General features: G+C 72.5%; 19 protein-coding genes and 1 tRNA gene. 9 read left to right on the top strand and 11 right to left on the bottom strand.

Annotated features, from left to right (window positions below; genetic code table 11):
• Positions 1-92 precede the first annotated feature (92 nt).
• From Pla133_RS16045 to Pla133_RS26400, 6 genes are all read left to right on the top strand, one after another.
• Entirely contained in the window at positions 93-536 is a 444-nt protein-coding gene (locus tag Pla133_RS16045) for a recombinase family protein (protein ID WP_419191596.1), read from the top strand.
• Positions 537-696: 160 nt separating this feature from the next.
• Positions 697-1,221, top strand: coding sequence for a DUF2975 domain-containing protein (locus tag Pla133_RS16050; RefSeq protein ID WP_145067024.1), 525 nt, complete (start codon positions 697-699; stop codon positions 1,219-1,221).
• Positions 1,221-1,430 carry a helix-turn-helix domain-containing protein gene (locus Pla133_RS16055; protein ID WP_145067026.1) on the top strand — a complete coding sequence of 70 codons (210 nt, stop codon included), beginning with the start codon at positions 1,221-1,223 and terminating at the stop codon, positions 1,428-1,430. Before Pla133_RS16050 ends, Pla133_RS16055 begins: the two co-directional genes overlap by 1 nt.
• 149 nt (positions 1,431-1,579) lie before the next feature.
• Complete coding sequence (locus Pla133_RS16060; protein ID WP_145067028.1) at positions 1,580-1,759, top strand: hypothetical protein; 180 nt, start codon at positions 1,580-1,582, stop codon at positions 1,757-1,759.
• 151 nt (positions 1,760-1,910) lie between these two features.
• Positions 1,911-2,507, top strand: a complete 597-nt coding sequence (locus Pla133_RS26395) for a hypothetical protein (protein WP_419191597.1) — start codon at positions 1,911-1,913, stop codon at positions 2,505-2,507.
• Positions 2,504-2,833 (top strand): winged helix-turn-helix domain-containing protein, encoded by a 330-nt coding sequence (locus Pla133_RS26400; RefSeq protein ID WP_419191598.1) that lies wholly within the window; start codon positions 2,504-2,506, stop codon positions 2,831-2,833. The genes Pla133_RS26395 and Pla133_RS26400 overlap by 4 nt, the downstream gene beginning before the upstream one ends.
• Positions 2,834-3,130: 297 nt before the next feature.
• On the opposite strand, the gene Pla133_RS16070 is transcribed toward Pla133_RS26400, so the two are convergent.
• From Pla133_RS16070 to Pla133_RS16120, 11 genes are all read right to left on the bottom strand, one after another.
• Positions 3,131-3,207: transfer RNA gene (locus Pla133_RS16070), tRNA-Met, on the bottom strand.
• Between the two features lie 89 nt (positions 3,208-3,296).
• Positions 3,297-6,020, bottom strand: coding sequence for a hypothetical protein (locus tag Pla133_RS16075; RefSeq protein ID WP_145067030.1), 2,724 nt, complete (start codon positions 6,018-6,020; stop codon positions 3,297-3,299).
• A gap of 58 nt (positions 6,021-6,078) precedes the next feature.
• A complete protein-coding gene (locus Pla133_RS26405; RefSeq protein WP_419191599.1) occupies positions 6,079-6,648 on the bottom strand; it encodes a shikimate kinase in 570 nt (189 codons plus the stop codon).
• Positions 6,618-8,174: a type I 3-dehydroquinate dehydratase gene (locus Pla133_RS16085; protein ID WP_145067034.1), complete on the bottom strand. Its 1,557-nt coding sequence runs from the start codon at positions 8,172-8,174 to the stop codon at positions 6,618-6,620. Before Pla133_RS16085 ends, Pla133_RS26405 begins: the two co-directional genes overlap by 31 nt.
• A complete protein-coding gene (locus tag Pla133_RS16090) occupies positions 8,171-9,028 on the bottom strand; it encodes a Rossmann-like and DUF2520 domain-containing protein (protein ID WP_145067036.1) in 858 nt (285 codons plus the stop codon). The genes Pla133_RS16085 and Pla133_RS16090 overlap by 4 nt, the downstream gene beginning before the upstream one ends.
• Positions 9,025-10,017 (bottom strand): 4-(cytidine 5'-diphospho)-2-C-methyl-D-erythritol kinase, encoded by a 993-nt coding sequence (gene ispE / locus Pla133_RS16095; protein ID WP_145067038.1) that lies wholly within the window; start codon positions 10,015-10,017, stop codon positions 9,025-9,027. The genes Pla133_RS16090 and ispE overlap by 4 nt, the downstream gene beginning before the upstream one ends.
• A gap of 11 nt (positions 10,018-10,028) precedes the next feature.
• Entirely contained in the window at positions 10,029-10,937 is a 909-nt protein-coding gene (gene panC / locus Pla133_RS16100; protein WP_145067041.1) for a pantoate--beta-alanine ligase, read from the bottom strand.
• 152 nt (positions 10,938-11,089) lie between these two features.
• The gene (locus tag Pla133_RS16105; protein WP_419191600.1) at positions 11,090-12,313 is read right to left on the bottom strand and encodes a mechanosensitive ion channel family protein; all 1,224 of its coding nucleotides are present in this window, start codon (positions 12,311-12,313) and stop codon (positions 11,090-11,092) included.
• A gap of 517 nt (positions 12,314-12,830) precedes the next feature.
• Positions 12,831-14,768 (bottom strand): S8 family peptidase, encoded by a 1,938-nt coding sequence (locus tag Pla133_RS16110; protein ID WP_145067045.1) that lies wholly within the window; start codon positions 14,766-14,768, stop codon positions 12,831-12,833.
• A gap of 130 nt (positions 14,769-14,898) precedes the next feature.
• Entirely contained in the window at positions 14,899-15,387 is a 489-nt protein-coding gene (gene folK / locus Pla133_RS16115; protein WP_145067047.1) for a 2-amino-4-hydroxy-6-hydroxymethyldihydropteridine diphosphokinase, read from the bottom strand.
• Positions 15,384-16,268 (bottom strand): CDP-alcohol phosphatidyltransferase family protein, encoded by an 885-nt coding sequence (locus tag Pla133_RS16120; protein ID WP_145067049.1) that lies wholly within the window; start codon positions 16,266-16,268, stop codon positions 15,384-15,386. Before Pla133_RS16120 ends, folK begins: the two co-directional genes overlap by 4 nt.
• Before the next feature lie 180 nt (positions 16,269-16,448).
• Between Pla133_RS16120 and eno the strand changes: the two genes are divergently transcribed.
• The 3 genes from eno (at position 16,449) to Pla133_RS16135 (ending at position 20,564) form a co-directional block, all read left to right on the top strand.
• A complete protein-coding gene (gene eno, locus Pla133_RS16125) occupies positions 16,449-17,732 on the top strand; it encodes a phosphopyruvate hydratase (RefSeq protein WP_145067051.1) in 1,284 nt (427 codons plus the stop codon).
• A 13-nt stretch (positions 17,733-17,745) separates the two neighbouring features.
• A complete protein-coding gene (locus tag Pla133_RS16130; protein WP_145067054.1) occupies positions 17,746-18,342 on the top strand; it encodes a hypothetical protein in 597 nt (198 codons plus the stop codon).
• Between the two features lie 176 nt (positions 18,343-18,518).
• Positions 18,519-20,564 (top strand): hypothetical protein, encoded by a 2,046-nt coding sequence (locus tag Pla133_RS16135; protein ID WP_145067056.1) that lies wholly within the window; start codon positions 18,519-18,521, stop codon positions 20,562-20,564.
• Positions 20,565-20,889: the final 325 nt, after the last annotated feature.

Below are 20,889 nucleotides of genomic sequence, written 5' to 3' on the forward strand. Positions count from 1 at the left end.
GGCCCGGCCCTGGGCGTGCAGCTCCCACGAGGAGAGACGCTTCTCACCCGCGGAGGTTACGCCCCGGATCCGGCTTCTTTCGCCCGCAGCGGATGGACTACCGGGCCATCGCCAGCGCACTGAACGACGAGGGAGTCCCCTCCCCGCGGAACGCCGAGTGGGCGCACATCGACCCGGGCGCGTGGGCGGCCTCGGCCATCCGGTCCATCCTCACCAACCCGATGGACGTCGGCGACCTGGTCTGGAACCGGCGGACCGACGAGCGCTTCGTCGAGGTGTCGCATGGGCGGGCGACCCAGCGGAGATCCGTCGTCGCGCCCGAGGATGTTGCGACCCGCGTGGCCGGTGGCTTGGCAGGCCGCAGAGACCGGTGGCTCGGGACAGACCTCGTTGAGTGCGCCGGTCGCGGTGGGGTCGGCGAAGGGTCTCGGAGAGGCAGTCGGCTGAGCCGCGGGGAGGGGAGGTCGGGCGGGGGCGGTGATACGGGGCAGGCGTCGTCGTGCGGGGGGCCGCTGGGCTCGGCTGGAGAGAGCTGAGATTTATTGTTTTTCGATATTGCCGCTTGTCGATACGCACCCACCCCCTTATCGTTCCTCGATATCATCGACGCCCGTGCCCCCTCCAAACCTCGCCGCCGCCGGGCCGCGTCGCGGATCGGCAGCGTCACCGCCCAAACCCAACCCGGAGAGGACTTCGATGTCACGAAAGACCAACGACCCGCTGCTGACCACGGCCGCCCTCCTGCTGGGCCTCTTCATCGGACTCCTCTTCTTCGCGATGATCATGGTCGCGATCGGCCTGGGGGCCGTCCTGACGGTTCAGCGCAGCGAGATCGTGTCGGACATCGCAGCCGAAGGGCTGGCTGCGGGAACCTACTGGGGAATCGTTGCCGGCCTGGTCGCGGTTGTCGCGATGCTGTTCCTGGGGCTGCGCTTCACGCTCGAGCTGAGGAGCATCGTCGCCTCGGTCAAGGACGGCGACCCGTTTGTCGCCGGGAACGCAGCGCACCTTGCCCGCATGGGTTGGCTGGCGCTGGCGATCCAGTTGATCGCCATCCCGGTCGGGATCGCCGCTGCGGCTGCGGGCGAGCTGACCGATGGCGTCCCCGCCGACGTCGGCACTTCCGGCGGCGGCGTCGTGCTGGTGCTGACCCTGTTCATCCTCGCCCGTGTCTTCCGTAGGGGGACCGAGATGCGTGAGGAGCTGGAAGGGACCGTCTGATGCCGATCCTCGTGAAACTCGACGACCGGCTCCAGGAACGCGGCATGACGCTGACCGAGCTGGCCGAACGCGTCGGCATCACCCTCGCCAACCTGTCGATCCTCAAGACCGGCAAGGCCAAGGCGATCCGCTTCTCGACGCTCGAAGCCATCTGCCGCGAGCTGGAGTGCCAGCCGGGCGACCTGCTGGGCTACGACCGCGCTGACTGAGCGATCTTCCCAGCCGTTCCCGGGTCACTCCTTGCCGGCGTCCCGCCCCATCTTCTGCCCCAACGAGAAAAGAGGATCCGGCCGGGGAGGGCCAGACCCTCTCTTGGAAGTGGTAGCGGGGGCCTCCTGAGCTCGACTGGATGTGGCCGGTGGCGATCGGCAACTGCGGCGCGCGCTGTATCGAGGAGGCCCTGGACAACCCCGGCGCGAAGTTCTGCGCCTCGCGCACGCGCGACGGTCGGTACCTGCTCGACTCCTGGAACCTGGACCTGGACTGGGTCAGCGCCGGGGTCCTCCAGGACGCCGGGCCCCCGGGCAGCCCCCGCTGAGGACTCGTCGAGGGGGTGGAGGCCGGCCTGGGGCCCCTCCGGGGCCCAAGGGGCGGCCCGGAGGGGCCCGGAAGGCCTCCAGGAGCGGATTTTTGGTTGGCCATGCAATATAGTCTGCGCTACAGAGTAGTTGGACTTGCAAGGAGGTCCCATGAGCACCACCACCACCCTCGCGTCGACCGAGTCCCGTCTCTTCCGTGCCTACTGGCAGGACGGCGTGCTGGACCTGCTCGCGGGGGCCGCACTCTCGGCCATCGGGCTAGGCTGGATCGCCGGCTACCCGCTGGCCGGCGTGGTCGTGCCGCCCGTGGCGATCGCGACGTGGCCCATCCTCCGGCAGCGCATCACTCGCCCGCGGCTGGGGCAGGTGCGGTTCAACGCCCGGCGCCGCTTCGACATGAGCCTCGGCATGATCGCGGTGCTCTCGCTCGGCGTCCTGCTGTGCGGCCTGTTCGTGTCCCGGAGCAAGGAGGGCGCGAGCTACGAAGCGCTGCGCTCGCTCGCGCCGGGGATCCCGGCGCTGCTCGTGGCCGCGCTCGGGCTCTCGGCGGCCGCCGCGCTGCGCCTGGCGCGTCTCGCTGCGTACTCCGCGGTCTTCGTCGCGGCGGCGCTCGTCGTCGCGACGCTCGACGCGGAGCCGGGCTGGGCCCTGCTCGCGGGCGGGCTGGTCATGCTCGCGAGCGGGGCGCGGCTGCTCGCCGCCTTCGTGCGCGGACACCCGCGCCTTGCGGCGGCGATGGATCCGTGAGCGCGCGGGCCGAGGCGCTCGACGCGGCCGCGATCGCGTCGCTCGACCGCACGCTGCACGAGCCCGCGCGTCTGGGCGTGGTGGCGTGCCTGTACGTCGTCGACGAGGCCGACTTCGTCTTCCTGCAGAGCCAGACGGGCATCACCGGCGGCAACCTGTCCTCGCACCTCAAGCGCCTGGCGGCCGAGGGCTACGTGCAGGTGCGCAAGGAGTTCGAGGGCTCCAAGCCGCGCACCGTGCTCGCCCTGACCGAGGCCGGGCGCAGCCGCTTCGAGAGCTACCTGGCCGCGCTTGACGGCATGCTGGCGGCGCTGCGTCCGAAGTGACGCGTGGCGCGCCGCATGTGACCTGCCCCCGAAACCGGTACCAGAGTCCATTTGAGTCACCGCGGTGCCGCCAGGACGTCAGGATGCGCCGGCGAGCTCGCCCACGGACCAAAGAAAAGAGGACCCGGCCGGGAAGGGCCAGATCCTCTCTTGGAAGTGGTAGCGGGGGCAGGATTCGAATCCGCTCCAACCGCGTCAGCGGTTGGGCCGATAGCAGGCAGGCTCGAATCCTGCCCCCGCTACCACCAACCAACGAAAAGAGCCGCCCCCAAGGGGGCGGCTCTTTTCGTTGGTTGGTGGTAGCGGGGGCAGGATTCGAACCTGCGACCTCCGGGTTATGAGCCCGACGAGCTGCCAGACTGCTCCACCCCGCGACCGGGTTCCGACACGTTTCCGCGTCGAGGCGAGGAGTATAGGGCGCCCGGTTGAGGGGATGCAACACCCCCATCCGATCCCAGGCGAATCAGTCTCGATCGGCGTCGACTTCGCTCGAGCGCTCGGCGGGCGCTTCCACCGGCGGGGTCGGGCTCGGGTCTCTCGACTGGGCCGTGGAGAGTAGCTCCTGTCGTAGGGCGAGGGCGTGACCGATGACGGGGCTCGCTGCGCGCGGCCCGGTGAGGTCGCCAGTGCCAGGCGGGCCTTCACCGTCGAAGCCCGTCGCCTGCGTCAGGTTGTCCAGCGCCAACGCCGCTCGCAGCAGCACTGCTGGACCCTTTGATGCGAGCGCGGCGCGGCCGAGACGGTCGAGGTCCGCGATCCGCACCTCGTCCGGCAGGGGGCTCCAGTCCGCGCGACCCAGGAGGTCCACGCCGATGTCGACGGCCAGGACCGCCGCCGCGTGCACTGCGTCGCCGCGGGCGGGTTCGACGTCGGACGATCCCTCGGCTCCGGAAGCGCCGGTCGCCGCGTTCGCGTCTCCGGCGCGGGGCCCATCGCCCCCACCGTCCAGGACGACCAGCAGGTCGGCCAAGGCCGCGCGAGCGTCCGTCAGCTCGAGCCGTTCGAGGTTGGCGCCGCCGTCGCTGCCGGCGACCACCTCGAGCCAATCCTGCGCCGCTTCGATCGCGCGATCGGCATCGGAGCGCAGTCGCGCCCGGTCCCGGCGCAGCCGCCAACGCTCCGCATCGGCGGCGAGTTCCTCGAGGCTCGCGGCCAACTGTGCCTCGACCAGCTCCTGGGCTCGGCCTGCGGCCGCACCGAGCAGGGCCGTGGCGCGCGCGCGCTCGAGGGGCGTCAAGCCCGTAGCGCGGGGAAGGTGCCGCTCGAGCAGGACCCCGGCCGCGCGCAGGCTCGCGCCAGCATCGACCAACTCCAAGCCCCAGCGGATCGCCTCGTCCGAGTCGGTCGAGGTGTAGTTCGCCGCCGTGGCGTCGTCGGCCGAGGTGAGCAGCTCGAGGGCCAGGGTGCGCGCGCGCAGGCTGCCGATGGCCGCGATGCGCCGCGCGCCGCGGGCTCGCAGGTCGGCGCGCTCCGGCGAGCGGACTTCGATCAAGGCGGCGATGGCCTCGCCCATGGCGTCGTCGAGGGGCAGGTTCGACAGGCCCAGCACTTGGTCCACCTGCTCCGGCCCGCCGATGTGCGCGATCAGATCCAGGAGCCCGAGTCGCAGGTCGGCGATCGGCTCGATGCCCAAGCGGGCCACGAGCTGCCCGCGGCCCTGGTCGTCGATGGCCGGTTCGATCGAGGCCAGGCCCAGCAGGGTGATCGCCCGACGGCGCAGGTCGAGGGAGGGATCCCCCAGGGTCGCTAGGGCGCCGCGCGCTGCCAGGTCGAGGCCAGGGCTGCCCGCTTCGAGGGTCGCCGCCAGGCTCGTGAGCACTTCGAGGGTCTCCACGTCGATGGGCTGGCCCGGACGCACCAGGGCGCGGGCCACCTGGGCCAGATCGGCCGGCGCCGCCAGGTCGATCAGGGCGGCCGCGGCCGCGCGCGTGACCGACAGGGCGCGACCGGAGGACGCGGCCAGTTGCAGCACCGGCTCGACCAGGGCATCGGCCCCCACCAGGGCCACCAAGCGATCACGGCCGACGTCGCGGGTGACCCGTCGCAGGGCCGCGAGCAGGGCCACGGTCGCGTCGGGATCGCGCACAGGCATCGGCCCGACGCAGCGCGCGACCCCGTCCATCAGCGCTCCGGCGACCATCGCCACCGGCGAGTCCGCGTCGGCCTCGCCCATCGCGAGGGGCAGGGACGCGATGCTGTGGGCCGCACAGGGCAGGATCGCCACGGGTCCGCCACGCAGGCCGCGCTCCAGCAGGTCGCGCGCCGCCGCCACCCGCGCGTCGGTCGGGTCGGCGTCGCGCAGCAACTCGATCAACAGCTCGAGCTGGGAGCACAGGGCGATCGCGTCGACCTCGCGCACGAGCCTGCCGGTCAGGGTCTCCGCCAGCGCCTCGGGCTCGAGGCCCGCGCCGCCGCCCTTGCGCACGAGGTCCCGCAGAGCCGCGGCCGCCGCACGTCGCACATCCGGGTTGTCGGCGTCGAGGTCGCCCACCGCGCGCGAGGGCTCGACCTGCCAACGGAAGCGGCGCAGCTCGAGCTCGCGCCGCTCGCCGTCGAGCAGCGTGTCGCGGTAGCCGGCCAGGGTCGGTCCCGCCTCCAACTCCGCGAAGGGCATGAACTCCGTCGCGCTCTGGAACCAGACGCCATAGACCGCGTGCAGAGCGCGGCGCGCGACGGCGCGGCGCCGCGAGGTCTCGGGATCGTCGAGCACCTCGGCCAGGGAGGGCGCGAGCCCGACGAGCTGCAGCTCCCCCACCGCGGCGGCCGTGGCGGTCCAACGCTCCGGATCGAGTTCGGGCGACAGCAGCCAGCCCTCGAGGATGTGCCTGCGGGATCGTCCCGCGGCGCCCACCACCAGCTCGGACAGCTCGGCCAGACGTTCACTGCGCTCCGCGTCGCGCTCCGCCCGGCGCGAGGGCGTCAGCCCCGGGGGCGCGGGTGCCGCGGCGAGGACCAGGGCCTCGAGCTGCGCGACCACGGGCACGACCGTCGAACCGTCGATCTGCCCGTCGATGGCTGCCCGCTCGACGCGCACCGCCCGGCCGCCGGCGAGCAGCGCGGAGGCTCCGGCGGGCGCGATGGGCTCTTCCTGGACCCAGGCTCCGACGAGCAGGGCCAGCGAAAGGGCGACGCGCGCGAGTGCTCGACTCCCGCCGTCCGTGCCCTTCGACCTGCTGAAGTGATTCATCCGCCGCCGCGTCCGATCCTACTCCCTGTTCGACCGATCGCGCGCGCGGGGTCGAGGGTCAGTTGGAGTCGCGCGCCAGGTACGGCTCGAGCGCCTCGACGATGGCGCGGACGGTCGATTCCGGATCGAGCTTCCCCACCCGCAACCGCAGGCGCGACACCTCGGCGAACCATGTGGCCCGCCGGGCCGCGAGCTGGGGCAGCTCCGCGATCGGGTCACCGCCGAATAGCGCCGGTCGGTCGGTCGCGTCCACGCGCATGCGCTGGGCCAAGACCTCGATCGGGGCGTCGAGCCACACGGCGACAGCCTGGTGGCGAAGGATCGCGCGCGCCGCCTCGCGCTCCACGGCGCCCCCACCGGTGGCGATCACGAGCGCGGGCCGGCGCGCACAGGCGTCGGCGAGGACCTCGCCCTCGAGGTCTCGAAAGGCCTCCTGCCCCAGGGCGCGAAACACCGCGCCGGTGTCGGAGGTGCCCGGCACCAGTCCCCGGTCGACGGCCAGTCGCACGATCTCCGCGTCCGTGTCCAGGGCGGCGCGACCCAGCCGACGGGCCACACCTGCGACCAGGGTCGACTTGCCGACGGCGCGCAGACCGATCAGGGCGATGGGAAGGGTGGCTTCGGGCACGGGGGCGTTCGGTCGGGGGCGGGGGTCGCGGGCTCGAAGGCCCGCTCCCAACTCATAGGAGTCGTCCGGAGCCCGTGGAAGTACTCGAACTGGGCTCTGGCCTGGGTCAGGAACCAATCGCGTCCGTCGGCGACCGCGCCGCCCGCCGCGCGCGCCCGCCGGGCGAGGGGCGTGGGACCCGCGGCGTAGTTGGCCTCGATCAGCGCCGAACCGGCTCTCCAGGGGCCGAGGGGCGGCTCGCCGTCGGGCGCCTGGGGTCCGCCGAGGGGCGTGGTCTGGACCACGAGCGAGGCCTCGACCGAGTCCAGCGCTCCCCAGTCGACGGTCTCGCCACCGAACTCGATGGCCAATCCCTGGGCGACGTCCGAGCGCCGGGCCGACAGGATCAACCGCAGCCCGGATTCGGTGAGCGCCGCGCAGGCCGCCCGTGCGGCGCCGCCCGCCCCCAGCACCAGCGCCGTGCGGGCGGTCGGTGCGACGCGCCGCGCCAGGGTCGCGATGGCGCTGGCGTCGGTGTTCGTGGCGCGCCAGGTCGTGCCGACTCGCACCAGGGTGTTGGCGGCCCCCGCGCGCTCGGCCAGGTCCTCGCGGGTCGCGGCTCCGCGCAGGGCGTCGAGCTTGAACGGCGCGGTGACCGCCAGGCCGTGCAGGGGCGCGAAGCGCGTCGCGAGCTCCAGGAATCGCGCGAAGTCGGACGGCTCCACCGCGGCGAACACGGCGTCGACCTCGCAGGCGCGTTGGACCGCGGCGTGGGTCCTCGGCGACAGGGAGTGCGCCACCGGGCGCCCCACCACGGCCAGGGCGCGGGTGACGGGGCCCGGTCCACCGGCGGGCCAGGCGGCGCGCAGGGCGTCCAGGTCCAGCTGCCCCGGCGCGGTGGCGACGCCAGCCGAGGCGTAGGTCGCGAGGCTACCGACCAGGGGTGCGAAGAGGCGGGTGAACGTGCCCGCCGCACCCGAGCAGAAGAAGGACCGGGGACCCGTGACCGATGAGCCCGCGAGCAAGAGGCGCAGCCCGTCCTCGGCGCAGGCGGCCTGGGTCACGAGCTTGATGCGGCCGGCAGGTCCCGCACGGGCGCGCAGGCGCGCGAAGCGGCGCTCGAGTTCCCCGTCGTCGGGGGTGCCCGCGACCAGGTGCTCGGAGACGATCAGGCGCGTGCCCGGCACGGGCTCACCAAAGCGGTCCGCCAGGTCCACGTGCACGTCGACGAGGGCCGCGCCCCGCTCCGCCGCCGCGCGCAGCAGCGCGACGCGAGCGCGCCCATCGCCCTCGAACCGGCCGAAGGCCTCGGCGCCGTGGCAGGCGACCACGAGCCTCGGCCCGAACTCGCGCGCCAGGTCCCGCATTGGATCGAGCCGGCGCGGATCTCGCGCAGCCTCGGTCAACCAGGCCCCCGGCAACAGGTCCAGCCGCAGCTCGACCACGTCCGGCCGCGCGGGGTGGGCCGCGACCTCGCGCGCCCGTTGCAACAGCGCCGGGAAGTCCGTCGCCGAGAGCGACGCGATCACCTCGTGGGCGTCGCTCACTGCCCGTCCAGAAGTCGCCGCAGCGCGTCGATCCGCGCGGGCTCCAGGTCCTCGCTGACCAGCGCGAGCAGGCGCCGCGAGAGGGCGCGATAGGTCACGGCCACCTCGGGGTCGAGGGCCGCCAGGTGCGACTCGATCCGCGCCGCCTCGCCCCGGCGCAGGGGCCCGGTCAGGGCGACCGCGGGCGCCAAGCGCGCGAGGTTGTCGGTGGTACGCAGCAGGAGCGACCGCGCCGCGGTGCGCGCACCCTCGGGGCTCGCGCCGCAGCGTTCGAACTCGTCCGTGGCCTGGGCGAAGAGCCCGACCAGGCCGTTCGAGAGCAGGGCCGCCGCCGCGTGGTAGCGCGCCTGGGCCACCCCGTCGCCGTCGAGCTCGATGCCTTCGCCGCCCAGGGCGCGGACCAGCTCCCCGCCGGCCGCCTTGGCCGCGGCGCTGCCGAAGAGCCCGAAGGCCGCGCCCTCGAAGGTGCGCTCCTCGTCGACCACGATCGAGAGCAGGGGGTGGGCGACGCCCACCTCCCAGCCGACCTCGGACAGGGGCGACAGGACCGACGGCGGCTCGGCTCCGGCGGTGTGGAGCGCGACGCGACCGCGTCCCGCGCCGGCGGTGGCGCAGCGGCCGGCGACCTCGGCCAGGGCGGCGTCGGTGACGCAGAACAGCAAGAGGTCGGCCTCGCGCGCCACGGCTTCTGGACCCTCGAGCATCTCGATGCCGGGGTGCCGGGTCCAGAACTCGCGGCGCTCGTAGCTGCGCGTCCAGGCCAGAACGGCGCGTCCGCCGCCGCGCTCCGTCAGGGCCCGCGCGCAGGCGGCCCCCACCGAGCCCAAGCCGACGATTCCGATGCGCTCGTTCATTCCGCTTCCGTCCCGACCAGCTTCGCACCGTGACCGGCCGCGCGGGCGACCGTGACCAAGCGAGTCCCGAGCCCGGCGACGACAGCGGCTGCGTGCGCTCGTTCGATCGAGCGGTGCGCCGCGGCCTCGTCGGCATGGAGCGCGAACCAGCCCGACCCGCTGCCGGCGAGGTGGTACTCGCCCGGTGCAGCGTGGTCGAGAACCGTGCGCCACTGGCCGAGTTCGGGCACGGCCTCGATGGCGGCGCGCTCGAGCCCGTTGGACAGGCCCGCGCCCTTGGAGTCGAGCGCTCCGCGCAGGGGATCCTCGAGGACGTCGCCTTCGGCCGGCGAGGTCGCGAGGTTCCCCGGTGCAAGGCCCAGGGCGCCGTAGACAGCGGCAGTCGGCGACTCGACAGCCGGCACCACCAACGCGACCCAAGGCCTGGGCTGCGGCGCTTGCAGCGGCCGCACCCGTTCGCCGCGACCGAAGCACCAGCCGTAGCCGCTCGCGCGGGTCGCGTCGAAGAAGGCCACGTCCGAGCCGAGCTCGCCCAAGAGCTCGCGGCGCTCGTCGTCGCGCAACTCGAAACCCGCCGCAGCCTCGAGGGCGAGCAGCGCGGCGGCCGCGTCGGCGCTGCCGCCGCCCAGACCCGCCCGGCTGGGGATGCGTTTGAACAGAGCCAACTCGACACCCAGCTCCGCAGGGCAGCGGCCATCGGCAGCTGCGCGCTCGAGGGCTCCGGCCGCCGCGCGCCAGACCAGATTGCGCCCGTCGACGGGCACGTCCGGGCTGGCCAGGGGTCCTTCCAGTTCGAGTGACAGGCCCGGTCTCGCGCCGAGTCGAGCGGACACGCGATCGGTCAGATCCAGGGCGAGCATGGCCGTTGCAATCTCATGGAAACCGTCTGCGCGGCGACCGAGCACATCCAGGCGCAGGTTGACCTTGGCGGGCGCGATCGCGCTGCACCAACCCTCGGTTCGCTCGACGAGTGATCGAAGCTCGGTCACGGGGCTGGCACTCACGCCTGCTCCGTCGGGCCGCAAGCACCGCCGGATCGCAGACTCGCGAGCGGGGGCCCGTCGAGGCGCAGGTTGTCGATCAGTCGCACGCGTCCGAGTCGCGCCGCTACGAGGGCTTGGGCCCGATCGAGTCGGTCGACGTCGGTGGGCACGCGCTCGAAACGCTCGGGGTCGCGCAGCTCGGCGTACTCGACCTCGAGCTCCCGCAATTCGGAGTGCATCGCCGAGCGCAGGACCCCGACGCCGCGCTCACCCGCCGCGAAGAGCGATTGGGCCCGCGCCAGGGCCCGGGAGAGGGCCACCGCGAGGGGGCGCTCGGCCGGGGTCAGGAGCAGGTTGCGGGACGAGCGCGCCAGGCCATCGGATTCGCGCGAGGTCGGACAGACCACGATCTGCGGGTAGCCGAGGCGTTCGGCGACCGCGCGCACGACCAGGGTCTGCTGGAAGTCCTTCTCGCCGAAGTAGGCCCGCCGGGGCACGACCAGCTCGAACAGGCGGCGCACGATCGTCGCCACGCCGTCGAAGTGCCCGGCGCGGCAGGCGCCCTCGAGACCCTCGGCTGCGGCGCCGGCGGGCTCGCTCTCGATCCCCTCGGCGGTGGCGGACTCGGGGAAGAAGCCGGCCAGGGTCCCCGTGAAGACCATCTGGCAACCCGCGCCCTGGAGCAGCTCCGCGTCGCGCTCGAAGTCGCGCGGGTAGCGCGAGAGGTCCGCGGGGTCGTCGAACTGCAGGGGGTTCACGAAGACACTGACGCAGGCCAGGTCGTTCTCGGCCACCGCCCGCCGCACCAACTCGAGGTGGCCCTCGTGGAGCGCCCCCATGGTCGGCACAAAGCCGAGCGTGCGCCCCTCCTGGCGACGGGCCTCGCACCAGGCGCGCGCCGCCGTCGGATCGTCGTATCTATGCATGCGGGCCCGCGGAGGAAGTCCTCCGCAGGCCCGCCGATTCTGCGCCCGGTGCCGGGGCGGTCAAGCTCCGGCTGGGAGCGCTTGCCCGCGGGCCGGCTGCCCGGGGGTCGCGGTCGGCCGACTCGGCCTCCCGCAACCCCGGGATCCGGGGCTCAGACCTTCGAGGTCTGCGACGCAGGGGCCGCGGAGCCGGAGTTCGAGCCCTGGGCCGCGGTCGGGGTGATCTCGACCTGGTGCATGTGGACGTCCCGCTGCGGGAACGGGATCGAGATGCCCTCGGCGTCGAAGCGCTCCTTCACGGCGCGGGTGAGGTCCCAGTAGACCGCCCAGTAGTCGCCGGTCTTGGTCCACGGACGCACGATGAAGTTGACCGACGAGTCGCCCAGCTCGTGCACCTTGATCACCGGAGCCGGCTCGGCCAACACGAGCTCGTGGCCGGTCACGACTTCGGTCAAGACGCGCTCGGCGTGGGCCATGTCGTCGCCGTAGCCGATGCCGAAGGTCATGTCGACGCGGCGCGTGGTGTTGGCCGTGACGTTGGTGATGACGCCGCCCCAGATGCCGCCGTTGGGCACGATCAGGCGCTGGTTGTCGGGGGTCAGGATGGTGGTCGAGACCAGGCTCATCGCGTCGACCTTGCCGGTCACACCGCCGGCGCTGACCACGTCACCGATGTCGTAGGGACGGTAGAACAGGATCATCATCCCCGCGGCGAAGTTGCCCAGGGTGTCCTGCAGCGCGAAGCCCAACACGAAACCCGCGACACCGAGGCCGGCCAACAGCGGGCCGACCGCGACGCCGAGCTGGCTCAGGATGACCAGCACCCCGACGGCCATGACGGCCTTCTGGGCCATGCCGATCAGGAACTCCTTGAGCAGGCTGGAGGCCTTGATCTTCGGCGTGCTGAGCGCCTTGCGGGTCGCCTTGCCGACGACGCCGGCGATGATCTTGAAGACCATCCAGATGACCAGGATCACGATCACTTGGACCAAGAAGCCCGGGCCATCTTCGATGACCCAGTCCTTGCCGGTCTTGATCCAACCTTCCACGAGGCCGACGCCACCGGCGAACGAGACGATCTTCCCGGTCGCCTCGGTGTAACGGCTGTCGACGTTCGTCTTGCCTTCCGCGTCGCCGGCATCGGCGAGCGCATCCGCCGCCGCCTTGTGCGCAGCGTCCAGCGCGTTGCGCGCTTCGGTCAGCGCCTTCTTCGCGTCGGCGTCGTCAGGAGCCGCGGTGGCGGCTTCGCTGGCGGCATTGAAGGCGGTCAGCGAGGCATCGAAGGCGGAGACTTCGGCCTGCTGCGAGTAGCCGACCGAAGCGAAGAAGGAGCTCGCTACCAGGGCGAGCGCTGCGATGAAGGAGTTGCGGAACATGGGGGGATCTTGGATTCGATTGACTCGTCGGCCAGCGTCGTCGCTTGCCGCGTGAGGGGGGGGGCGGGACCCGGCTCGCCCGGTCAGGGCACAGGTCCTCGGCTTCGGTCGGGCCCGATCGTAGTTGCAGGAGCATCTCGGCATGCGAATCAGGACACCGAGTTGCCTTGAATCTGCCGCCGCTGACAGAACTCGCACAGCCTATCGCGCGGGGTCCTCGACCCCTCGCCCGACGCGTCCTGGAATTGTGGGGACCGAGCGAGCGGTCCCCCGGCGCACGCGCAACCCCCTGGCCCGGCCTCCCTTCCCCGCCGCCGATATCGAGACACGCCACAGCGGATGTCGACAGGCCGGATGCGTTCCGGCGACCCGCACCGCGGACGCCGGGGGGCGCGGCGCTCGCGTGGCTCCTTGGGATCCGCACGAGGGGTTCGCGTCAGACCCGACCGCCGGCGCATCCGCCCTACCGCCCTACCGCCCTACCGACCGACGGGACCGCCGTGGCTCCGTCGCGCGATCAGGGCACCATCTGCAGCGGCGCCGGGTCCGGCGGCTGGATGGCCAGGTAGGGAATCGGCCCGACCACGATGCGGATGAAGGTGTGGTTGAAGACCAGGCCGGCCAGGAACGGGTTCTGACCCCCGGGGATCGTCAACGAGGCGATCGCGCGCCCCTGCGTGTCGAAGGCCGAGAAGGTATTCGAGAAGATCCCGACGTTGGCTTGGGAGATGGTCAGGTTGGTCCAATTGTCCGGCACCAGGGGCAGGACGAAGCCGTCGAGCGACAGGCCCGGCGAAGTCCCCGAGGCGCTGCCCAGGAGCAGGTAGATGGCTCCTGCCCCACCACTTCCCGCCAGCAGCTCGAAGGTCTGCGAGCCGCCCGCCGCGAGGGAGATCTGGCCCGGCGAACCGAGGATGGCGTCGCGTTGGCCGAGAGCCAGCTCCACCGCCGCGCGCGCGCTCGGAAGTCCGTTGCCGAACTGTTCGTCGAAACCGAGGGTCCCCAAGTCGGTGGCCGTGGCGGCGAGCATCAACTCGACCCGATCCGGTTGCAGGGTCGGATCCGCGGCCATGACCAAGGCGGCCACACCAGCGACCAAGGGCGTCGCGAAGGACGTTCCGTTCAGCGTGACGTAGTCGCCGAGGCTTCCGCCGTTGAAGCCCGAGCGGTCCGTGGTGTCGATGCCCACACCGGGCCCGACGAGTCCCAGGCCGGGTCCGGTGTTGCTGAAGCTGGCCTTGGAACCTGTGGAGTCGATCGCTCCGACGGAGACGACTGAATCCAGGCTGCTGGGATACGAGACCGACGCGGCCGAGAAGTTTCCGGACGCGGCGAAGTGGATCACTCCCTGGGTCTTGGCCAGCTGGTAGCGGGCGTCGATGGCCGCCGAGGTGAAGCCGTAGGAGTTGCTATTGACGGTGACGCGCGCACCGTTGGTCACGCCCCAGTCGAGGGCGTCGACGGTCCAACTGGCGTTGGAGGACCAGGAGCCCGAACACACGGGCGGTGTGAACTCGGAGATCATCGCACGCGCCGCGAGCACCGGTGATGCCGGCGCGCTGCCCACCACACCCGTGGCGTTGTCCGCGATCGCCGAGACGCAACCGGCCACCCACGTGCCGTGGTTGTCACAGGCGTTGAACGGCAAGCCACCAGTCCCGCCGTCGTCGGTGAAGTCCTCGCCGCCGGCCACATTCAGGTCCGGGTGCATCAGGTCGACGCCTGTGTCGATCACGAGCACCGCAACCGAAGCCGAGCCGGTCGAGAGGTCCCAGGCTTCGACGGTGTCGAGGTCGACGCCGACCTGGCCACCGTTCTGGCCGGTGTTCTGGTGTGCCCACTGCTGGGGGAAGAGCGGGTCGTTGGGCGTCGAGAGCCCGCCCTGGCCGGTGATCCACCAGTCCGGCTCGACCCAGGCCAGGCGCCCGTCGGACGCCAGAAGCTCGACGGTCTCGAGCAGGGCGTAGCCATCCCGTTCCGGCGAGGACATGACCAGGGCGCCGGGGATGCCGCCCAGTTGCGCCGACTCGAGGTTCAGCTCCGGAGCGAGGTCGGCCGCCGCGGCCAGGGCCTGTTGCATCTGCGCATCGCGACCACACAGGAGTAGCCGCGGTTGGGGAGCTCCCCAGCCGGCCGCCGGATCGAGGCGAGGGTCGCCCAGGGTCGGGCCGGCGAAGAGCACCTCGGGGGAGGTCGTGAGGATCGCAACCGCCTCGCGCAGCCCCTCGTCGGTGGTGGGCTCGACCTCGACCAGGCCCCAGCCCGCACCGGGCAGGGCGCGCACGCCGCGCGGCTCCAGCCCGGCCCAGCGCGCCAGATCCGCATGGTCGCTCGATCCCGGCGCCAGCCGCACCAGGACCTGGTCGGTCCGGACCCGGGGTCTGATGACCACCCCGGGGGCGGGCGCGGGCACCAACGTGAGGACCGAGAGGCCGAGCAGAATGGAATCGAGCATGGCTGGAGGGGGGTGGGCCGTGGCAGCGGACCACCTGACCCTACCACCACCGCCGGGACCGCGCAGGTTCGGGTGCGGTAGCCCCCTCGCAGCTGCCCGAGAAGGCCCGTTGGCCGCCCGGGAGAGGGAATCAGTGACTGGCCAGGGCCGCGGACGAGCCCAACCCCGCCAGCAGCTCCGCCACCGAGCCGGACTGACTGGGGATCCGCAGGCCGGGCTCGAGGCTGGCCAGCGGACCCAGGACGAAGGTGCGCTGGTCCATGCGCGGGTGGGGAACCGTCAGGCGGGGTCCTCGGATCCGCCGCTCCCCGAACAGGAGCAGGTCCAGGTCCAGGGTCCGGGGGCCATCCGGGACCTGCCGTTCGCGCCCGAAGCGGGCCTCCACGGCCTGCAGCAGCTCGAGCAGCGCCTCGGGCTCGCCCGCCCAGCGGACCTCGGCCACACCGTTCAGGAACCGCGGCTGGCCCGGGGGGCCGCCCACGGGGTCGGTCTCGATCAGGGTCGAGACCCGCAGCAGTTCGAGGCGCGGGTCCGCGGCGAGGGATTCCAGGGCGCCGGAGATCTGCGCTTCGGGGTCGCCGATGTTCGCCCCCAGCCCGAGCCAGGCCACCTCGCTCACGCGACCCGCCCCCGCGCCTCGTCGGACCGGGCCCGCGCGAGCCGGCGACCGCGCAGGCCGTAGTTCACCAGGCCCCAGACCACGAAGCCGTTGAAGAGCAGGAACAACGACGGGACCGGCACGAGGAAGAAGCCGAAGGCGGCGAAGACCGCCACCACCAGGGTCACGAAGGACGAGCGCTCGCGGCCCAACAGGTGCCCCAGGTGGCTGTAGCGCACGCGACTGACCATCAGCAGGCCGAGGATCGGCAACTGCACCAGGAGCATCAGCGGGATCACGGCCGAGAGGACGTTCCAGTCGTGCTCGCCCAACCAACCCATGACGCCGCCGAGGGGCGTCGGGGTGCCGTCCACGGTCTCGAGCTCGGGCCGTTGCAGCACCAGGTAGACCCAGATGGTCGAGACCACCGAGCCCGCTGCGGCCGGCGAGGGCAGGCCGAAGAACACGGCGTGCTTCTGCTTGACCTCGTCGTCCGTCTCCAAGTTGAAGCGGACCAGGCGCAGGATCGCCATCAGCGCGAAGGCGGCCGCGGCCAGGAAGTGCAAACGCGGGTTGCCGGGCCAGCCGCCCAGGGCGCCCTCGTGCTCGATCAGCACCTTGGCCAAGAGGGCCGGGGCCACGCCGAACGTCAGGGCGTCGGAGTAGGAGTCGAGCTGGGCGCCGAAGGGACTCTCCGAGCGGGTCAGCCGGGCTACCCAACCGTCGAGGAGGTCGAAGACCATCCCCAGGAAGACCAGGGAGCAGGCGGTCTGCATCTTCGCGTAGAAGACGCCGCCGTCGCCGGCATAGGCCAGCGCGTCGATCCCCTTGGCGAGGGCCAACAGACCGCAGAAGGCATTGCCCAGGGTCAGTAGATTGGGGAGTAGGTGGACCTTCCGCATGTCGGTCGATCCGGGCGGTCGCGACCGGGGATCGAGCCACGCAAGATAAGTCCAAGGGCCGTCCGCCGACCAGGGTCCCCGCCGGTCCCTGACGAGATCCGTTCCGACCGCTCCCGATCGGGGCCGGAGAGCAACCAGAAGCCTGGGCTGGAGCGGGGCCCGACGCTAGTCTCTGGACCCATGGGCGAAATCGTCAGCGTTCACGGGCGGGAGATCCTCGATTCGAGGGGTAACCCCACGGTCGAAGTCGAGGTGTTGCTGGCCAGCGGTGCCATGGGCCGGGCGGCGGTCCCGTCGGGCGCCAGCACCGGGATCCACGAGGCCTGCGAGCTGCGCGACGGCGAGGGCCGCTACGGCGGCAAGGGCGTGCTCAAGGCCGTCGAGAGCGTCAACACCGAGCTGGCCCGCGAACTGCTCGACGAGGACGCCAGCGACCAGGCCGCCGTCGACCAGTTGATGATCGACCTGGACGGCACCGCCAACAAGTCGCGCCTGGGCGCCAACGCGATCCTGGGCGTGTCCCTGGCGGTCGCCAAGGCGTCGGCCGAGGAGCACGGGCTGCCGCTCTACCGCTACATCGGCGGGGCCGGCGCGCGCACGCTGCCGGTGCCGATGATGAACATTCTCAACGGCGGCGAGCACGCGGACAACAACGTCGACCTGCAGGAGTTCATGGTGATGCCCTTCGGCGGCACCGCCTTCCGGGAGGGACTGCGCATGGGCACCGAGGTGTTCCACGCGCTGAAGTCCGTCTGCAAGTCCAAGGGCTACTCCACATCGGTCGGCGACGAAGGCGGCTTCGCACCCAACCTGCGTTCCAACGAAGAGGCCATCGAGTTGATCCTCGAGGCTTCGGAGAAGCTCGGCCTGCAGCCCGGTCGCGACGTGATGATCGCCATCGACGCCGCCTCGGCCGAGTTCCTGAAGGACGGCGCCTACCACGTCGACGGCAAGGCGCACACGGCGGAGCAGTTGGTCGACCTCTACGCGAGCTGGTGCGAGAAGTACCCGATCTACTCGATCGAGGACGGCCTCGACCAGGACGACTGGGACGGTTGGGTCAAGCTGACGGATCGACTGGGCGACAAGATCCAACTGGTCGGCGACGACCTGTTCGTGACCAACGCGGCGCGACTGCGCACGGGCATCGAGAAGGGCGCCGGCAACTCGGTGCTGATCAAGGTCAACCAGATCGGCACCCTGACCGAGACCCTGGAGACGATCGACCTCGCCCACCGCAACGGCTACACGTGCGTGATCAGCCACCGCTCGGGCGAGACCGAGGACTCGACCATCGCCGACCTCGCGGTCGCGACCAACGCCGGCCAGATCAAGACCGGTGCGCCCTGCCGCTCGGATCGGGTCGCGAAATACAACCAGCTCCTGCGGATCGAGGAGGGCCTCGGCGACTACGCCGTGTACGGCGCCCGTCGACTGCAGTCGCGTGCGGGCGGAGGCGCCTGAGGGCGATCGAATCGTGGCCAACCTGTTCGAGACCGACCTCCTCGCGCCTCCGGCGGCTCTGCCGGGCGATGTCGACGCGACCGGCGACGGTCGACGCGCGGACCTCGAGCGGGGTTTCTTCGGGCGCTTGATCGGCGGAACGGCACGACTGGCCGCGCACTGCGCGCCGCTGTTCGTCGGCGGTTGCCTGTTCGCCCACATCGCCTGGTACGGCCTGCGGCCGGCCCTGGCCGAGCGCGAGCGACTCGCGGGCGCCGCCGTCGAGGTGCACCAGCGCCAGGCAGACCTCAGCGGTGAGTTCGCGACGCTGGAACGTCGCCGCGCGGCCCTGGACGATTCCTTCTACCGCGAACGCCTGCGACGGGCCGACCGCAAGGCGCGCGCCGCCCAGACTGACAGCTTGGCGGATGCGGGCCTCACGACCGGAGTCGAGATCAGCGCTGCGGAACGATCGAACGGGGCGCTGTCGAACGGGGCGCTGTCGAACGGGGCGGCGAGCCAGCGCGCGGGTATGTCGACCGTACCGCTGCGCGGGGACGCGTCGACGGCGCTGCCCGGCGGCGGCGCCGCGACCGACGGGGCCTCTCGGCGTCGCTCACTGGTCCGCTGACCGAGTGCGCCCTGCGACGGGCGCGCGGCGGCGCAGATCCCGTCGCAGTTCCAGTCCGCTCGGGACAACCCGCGAGAGCCATGGCGACCCCTCTGCATCACGGCCTTCAGCTTCACGGCGGCGCTTCGACGCGCGCGGCGGTGAGGATCGCAACGCTGGTAGTCGCGGGATCGTCGATGTCCGGGTTCTTCGCGGCGCTCGCGCTCGCCCAGCCGGCGGCGGTAGCTGCACCGGCGGCGGTGATTGCACGAACTGCGGCGATCGGGCCCCAGGGCGCAGGCACGGCCCCCACCATCGACCTCCTCGCGGGCGAGGGTCCGCTCCGCAACCAGTGCTTCGTGCCCGTCGACGAGGCGGCCGCCGAGCGCTTCCTCGAGGGTGACCGCGCCTGGGCCGAGGAGCGGGTCGCCGACGCCCTCGACGCCTGGCGCCTGGCGGTCGGCGAGAGCCAGGTCGGTGCGGTGGTGCCGTGGATCGCGGACCTCGACGCGGCCACGACCGAGGCCAGCCAGCCGCGGGCCTTCGACGGCGTCGAGGAGGCGCTGCTCGCCCGTCTGGAACTCTCCCCCATCGCCGCCGCGGCCTGGCGCGAGCGCTTCGACGAGGCCTCCGACCTCGACCTGCGCGCCGCGCTGATCGATTCGGCCCTGGCCGGCGTCGAGCGCCGCTGGCCGGGCACCTCCGGCGGACTGCGCGCGGCCCTGGCCCTCGGCGACCGGGCCCTGGAGCGCGGCTACCCGGTCGAGGCGCGGACCTGGTACGACCGCGCGGCGCGTCACGCGCGGCTGCGCGAGGAACAGGCGAGTGCCACTGCCGTCGAGCGCCGACGGACGGCCCTCGACGGCTTGCAGCCCGCCGAACTCGTCGCGCCGCGCTACGGCGGCTTTGGCACCGGGCGCCAGGTGGCCCTGGTCGACGAGGTCGGTCCGCCGCCGCCCTTTCCGAGCCAACCCCTGGGCGCGGGCATGCGCGCCGGCATGGTCGCCTGCGGCGAGGACCTGGTCGCCGTGCAGACCGCGTCGCGGGTCCACCTGGTCGATCTGGCGCGCGGCGAGGCGATCGAGACGATCGAACCCGCGGAACTGATCGCGGAGGTCTTGGGCGTCCCGCCCCAGGCTTACTCCGCCGAGGACCCTCCCGGTTGGCCCCTGCAGCCGGCCACCGATGGCGAAGCCCTGCTCGTGGTCGCCGGGCGCGCCACGCCGTCGCGGGGACGCGGCAACGCGCTGGTCCTGATCGAGCCGACCTCCGGGCGGGGCGGGGGACCGGCCCTGGCGCGGGCGCGCTGGGCGGTGGTCGACGAGCGCTGGAGCGGCCCCGACGGCGTGGGCAGCCCCGCGCTCCTGGCCGAGCTGGACAACGTCGAGTTCCAGCCGGGACCGGCCCTGGTCGGCCGCAGCGCCCTGGCCCAGACCCGGCGGGGATCGGGCGAGATCGAAGCCCACCTGGTGGCCCTCGACAGCGTCACGGGCGAGCCGCGCTGGCGCCTGCTCCTGGCCAAGGGCGGAGAGCTGGTGCCGGACATCGGGCGCTTCGCCGGCGCGACCGGACGACGCGGATCGGGTTCGCCCCTGACGGTCTGTGGTCCGCAGGTCTTCGTCGGGACCCAGCTCGGCCTGGGGTCCCTGGTCGACGCCGTCGACGGGAGGGTGCGCTGGTCGGTCCTGAACCGCCGCAAGCCGAGCGAGGACCGGGGCTGGACCGGAAGCAGGGCGGCCTGGGACCCCGATTCCGGGCTCCTGGCCTGGGCGCCGGCGGACGGAGACTATCTCTATTGGCTGGCCGTGGGCGGCCTCCCTCGAGGGCCCGAGGGGCCCTTCGTCGAGGCGCCGGCGCCGATCGGCTCGGGCCTGTCGCTCCAGGGCCTGGTCGCGGGTCCGACGGGTCCCGTGGCCCTGATCCTCGCCCGGGCCGGCAACCGCACCGCCCTGGCCGCATGGGAGGCCCGCAGCGGAGCGCGGCGCGAGGCCCTGCACCTGCTCCCGGGCGAACCCCTGCGCGAGGGCCTGGCCGAGGACGGCGCGCGGGTGCTGGTCAGCAGCGACCGCGCCCTCTACCTCTTCGACCGCACTCGGGAGCTGCTGCTCCTCGATCGCGCCACCCTGCACCCGCCTGGCGTGACCCCCGCCGGACGCTGGGCCGGGGGCGGGGCGGTGCTGCGGATCGGCAACCGCGCCGTGGTCGCGGGGCACGACCATCTGGAGCTGTTCGAACTGCGCTGAACGCGGGCCGGCCTCGCACCCGCGACCGTGGACGATCCGTCGATCGGATCCGCGCCGCAGTGCCTGGGGCCGAAACCCGGGCGCATGGACCCATTAGTAGTGCTGGACGAGCGGTCGGTTCCGATCGCGGTACCGACCCCCGCGCGCAACTCGCGCGTGGGGAGGGAAATAGCAGTCCCGTGGTCGATACCGGGGCTGTCCGGTCGTAGAACCGGACGGGCGGCCTTTCCATCGCCCGTCCCGACTGCCGGTCGAGCTGCCGAGCGCCGGCGCGCCGCCCCTGCCGGGGCCCACCACACCCACCGGCCCCCCTCCCCGGGGCCGC

The organism is Engelhardtia mirabilis, assembly GCF_007748095.1.
GTDB lineage: Bacteria > Planctomycetota > UBA1135 > UBA1135.

Excerpts from the sequence above, each read along its gene's own strand:
- Pla133_RS16045 (WP_419191596.1), top strand. The coding sequence starts at position 93 with ATGGACTACCGGGCCATCGCCAGCGCACTGAACGACGAGGGAGTCCCC.
- Pla133_RS16050 (WP_145067024.1), top strand. The coding sequence starts at position 697 with ATGTCACGAAAGACCAACGACCCGCTGCTGACCACGGCCGCCCTCCTG.
- Pla133_RS16055 (WP_145067026.1), top strand. The coding sequence starts at position 1,221 with ATGCCGATCCTCGTGAAACTCGACGACCGGCTCCAGGAACGCGGCATG.
- Pla133_RS26395 (WP_419191597.1), top strand. The coding sequence starts at position 1,911 with ATGAGCACCACCACCACCCTCGCGTCGACCGAGTCCCGTCTCTTCCGT.
- Pla133_RS16075 (WP_145067030.1), bottom strand. The coding sequence starts at position 6,020 with ATGAATCACTTCAGCAGGTCGAAGGGCACGGACGGCGGGAGTCGAGCA.
- Pla133_RS16090 (WP_145067036.1), bottom strand. The coding sequence starts at position 9,028 with ATGAACGAGCGCATCGGAATCGTCGGCTTGGGCTCGGTGGGGGCCGCC.
- panC (WP_145067041.1), bottom strand. The coding sequence starts at position 10,937 with ATGCATAGATACGACGATCCGACGGCGGCGCGCGCCTGGTGCGAGGCC.
- Pla133_RS16105 (WP_419191600.1), bottom strand. The coding sequence starts at position 12,313 with ATGTTCCGCAACTCCTTCATCGCAGCGCTCGCCCTGGTAGCGAGCTCC.
- Pla133_RS16110 (WP_145067045.1), bottom strand. The coding sequence starts at position 14,768 with ATGCTCGATTCCATTCTGCTCGGCCTCTCGGTCCTCACGTTGGTGCCC.
- Pla133_RS16120 (WP_145067049.1), bottom strand. The coding sequence starts at position 16,268 with ATGCGGAAGGTCCACCTACTCCCCAATCTACTGACCCTGGGCAATGCC.
- eno (WP_145067051.1), top strand. The coding sequence starts at position 16,449 with ATGGGCGAAATCGTCAGCGTTCACGGGCGGGAGATCCTCGATTCGAGG.
- Pla133_RS16135 (WP_145067056.1), top strand. The coding sequence starts at position 18,519 with ATGTCCGGGTTCTTCGCGGCGCTCGCGCTCGCCCAGCCGGCGGCGGTA.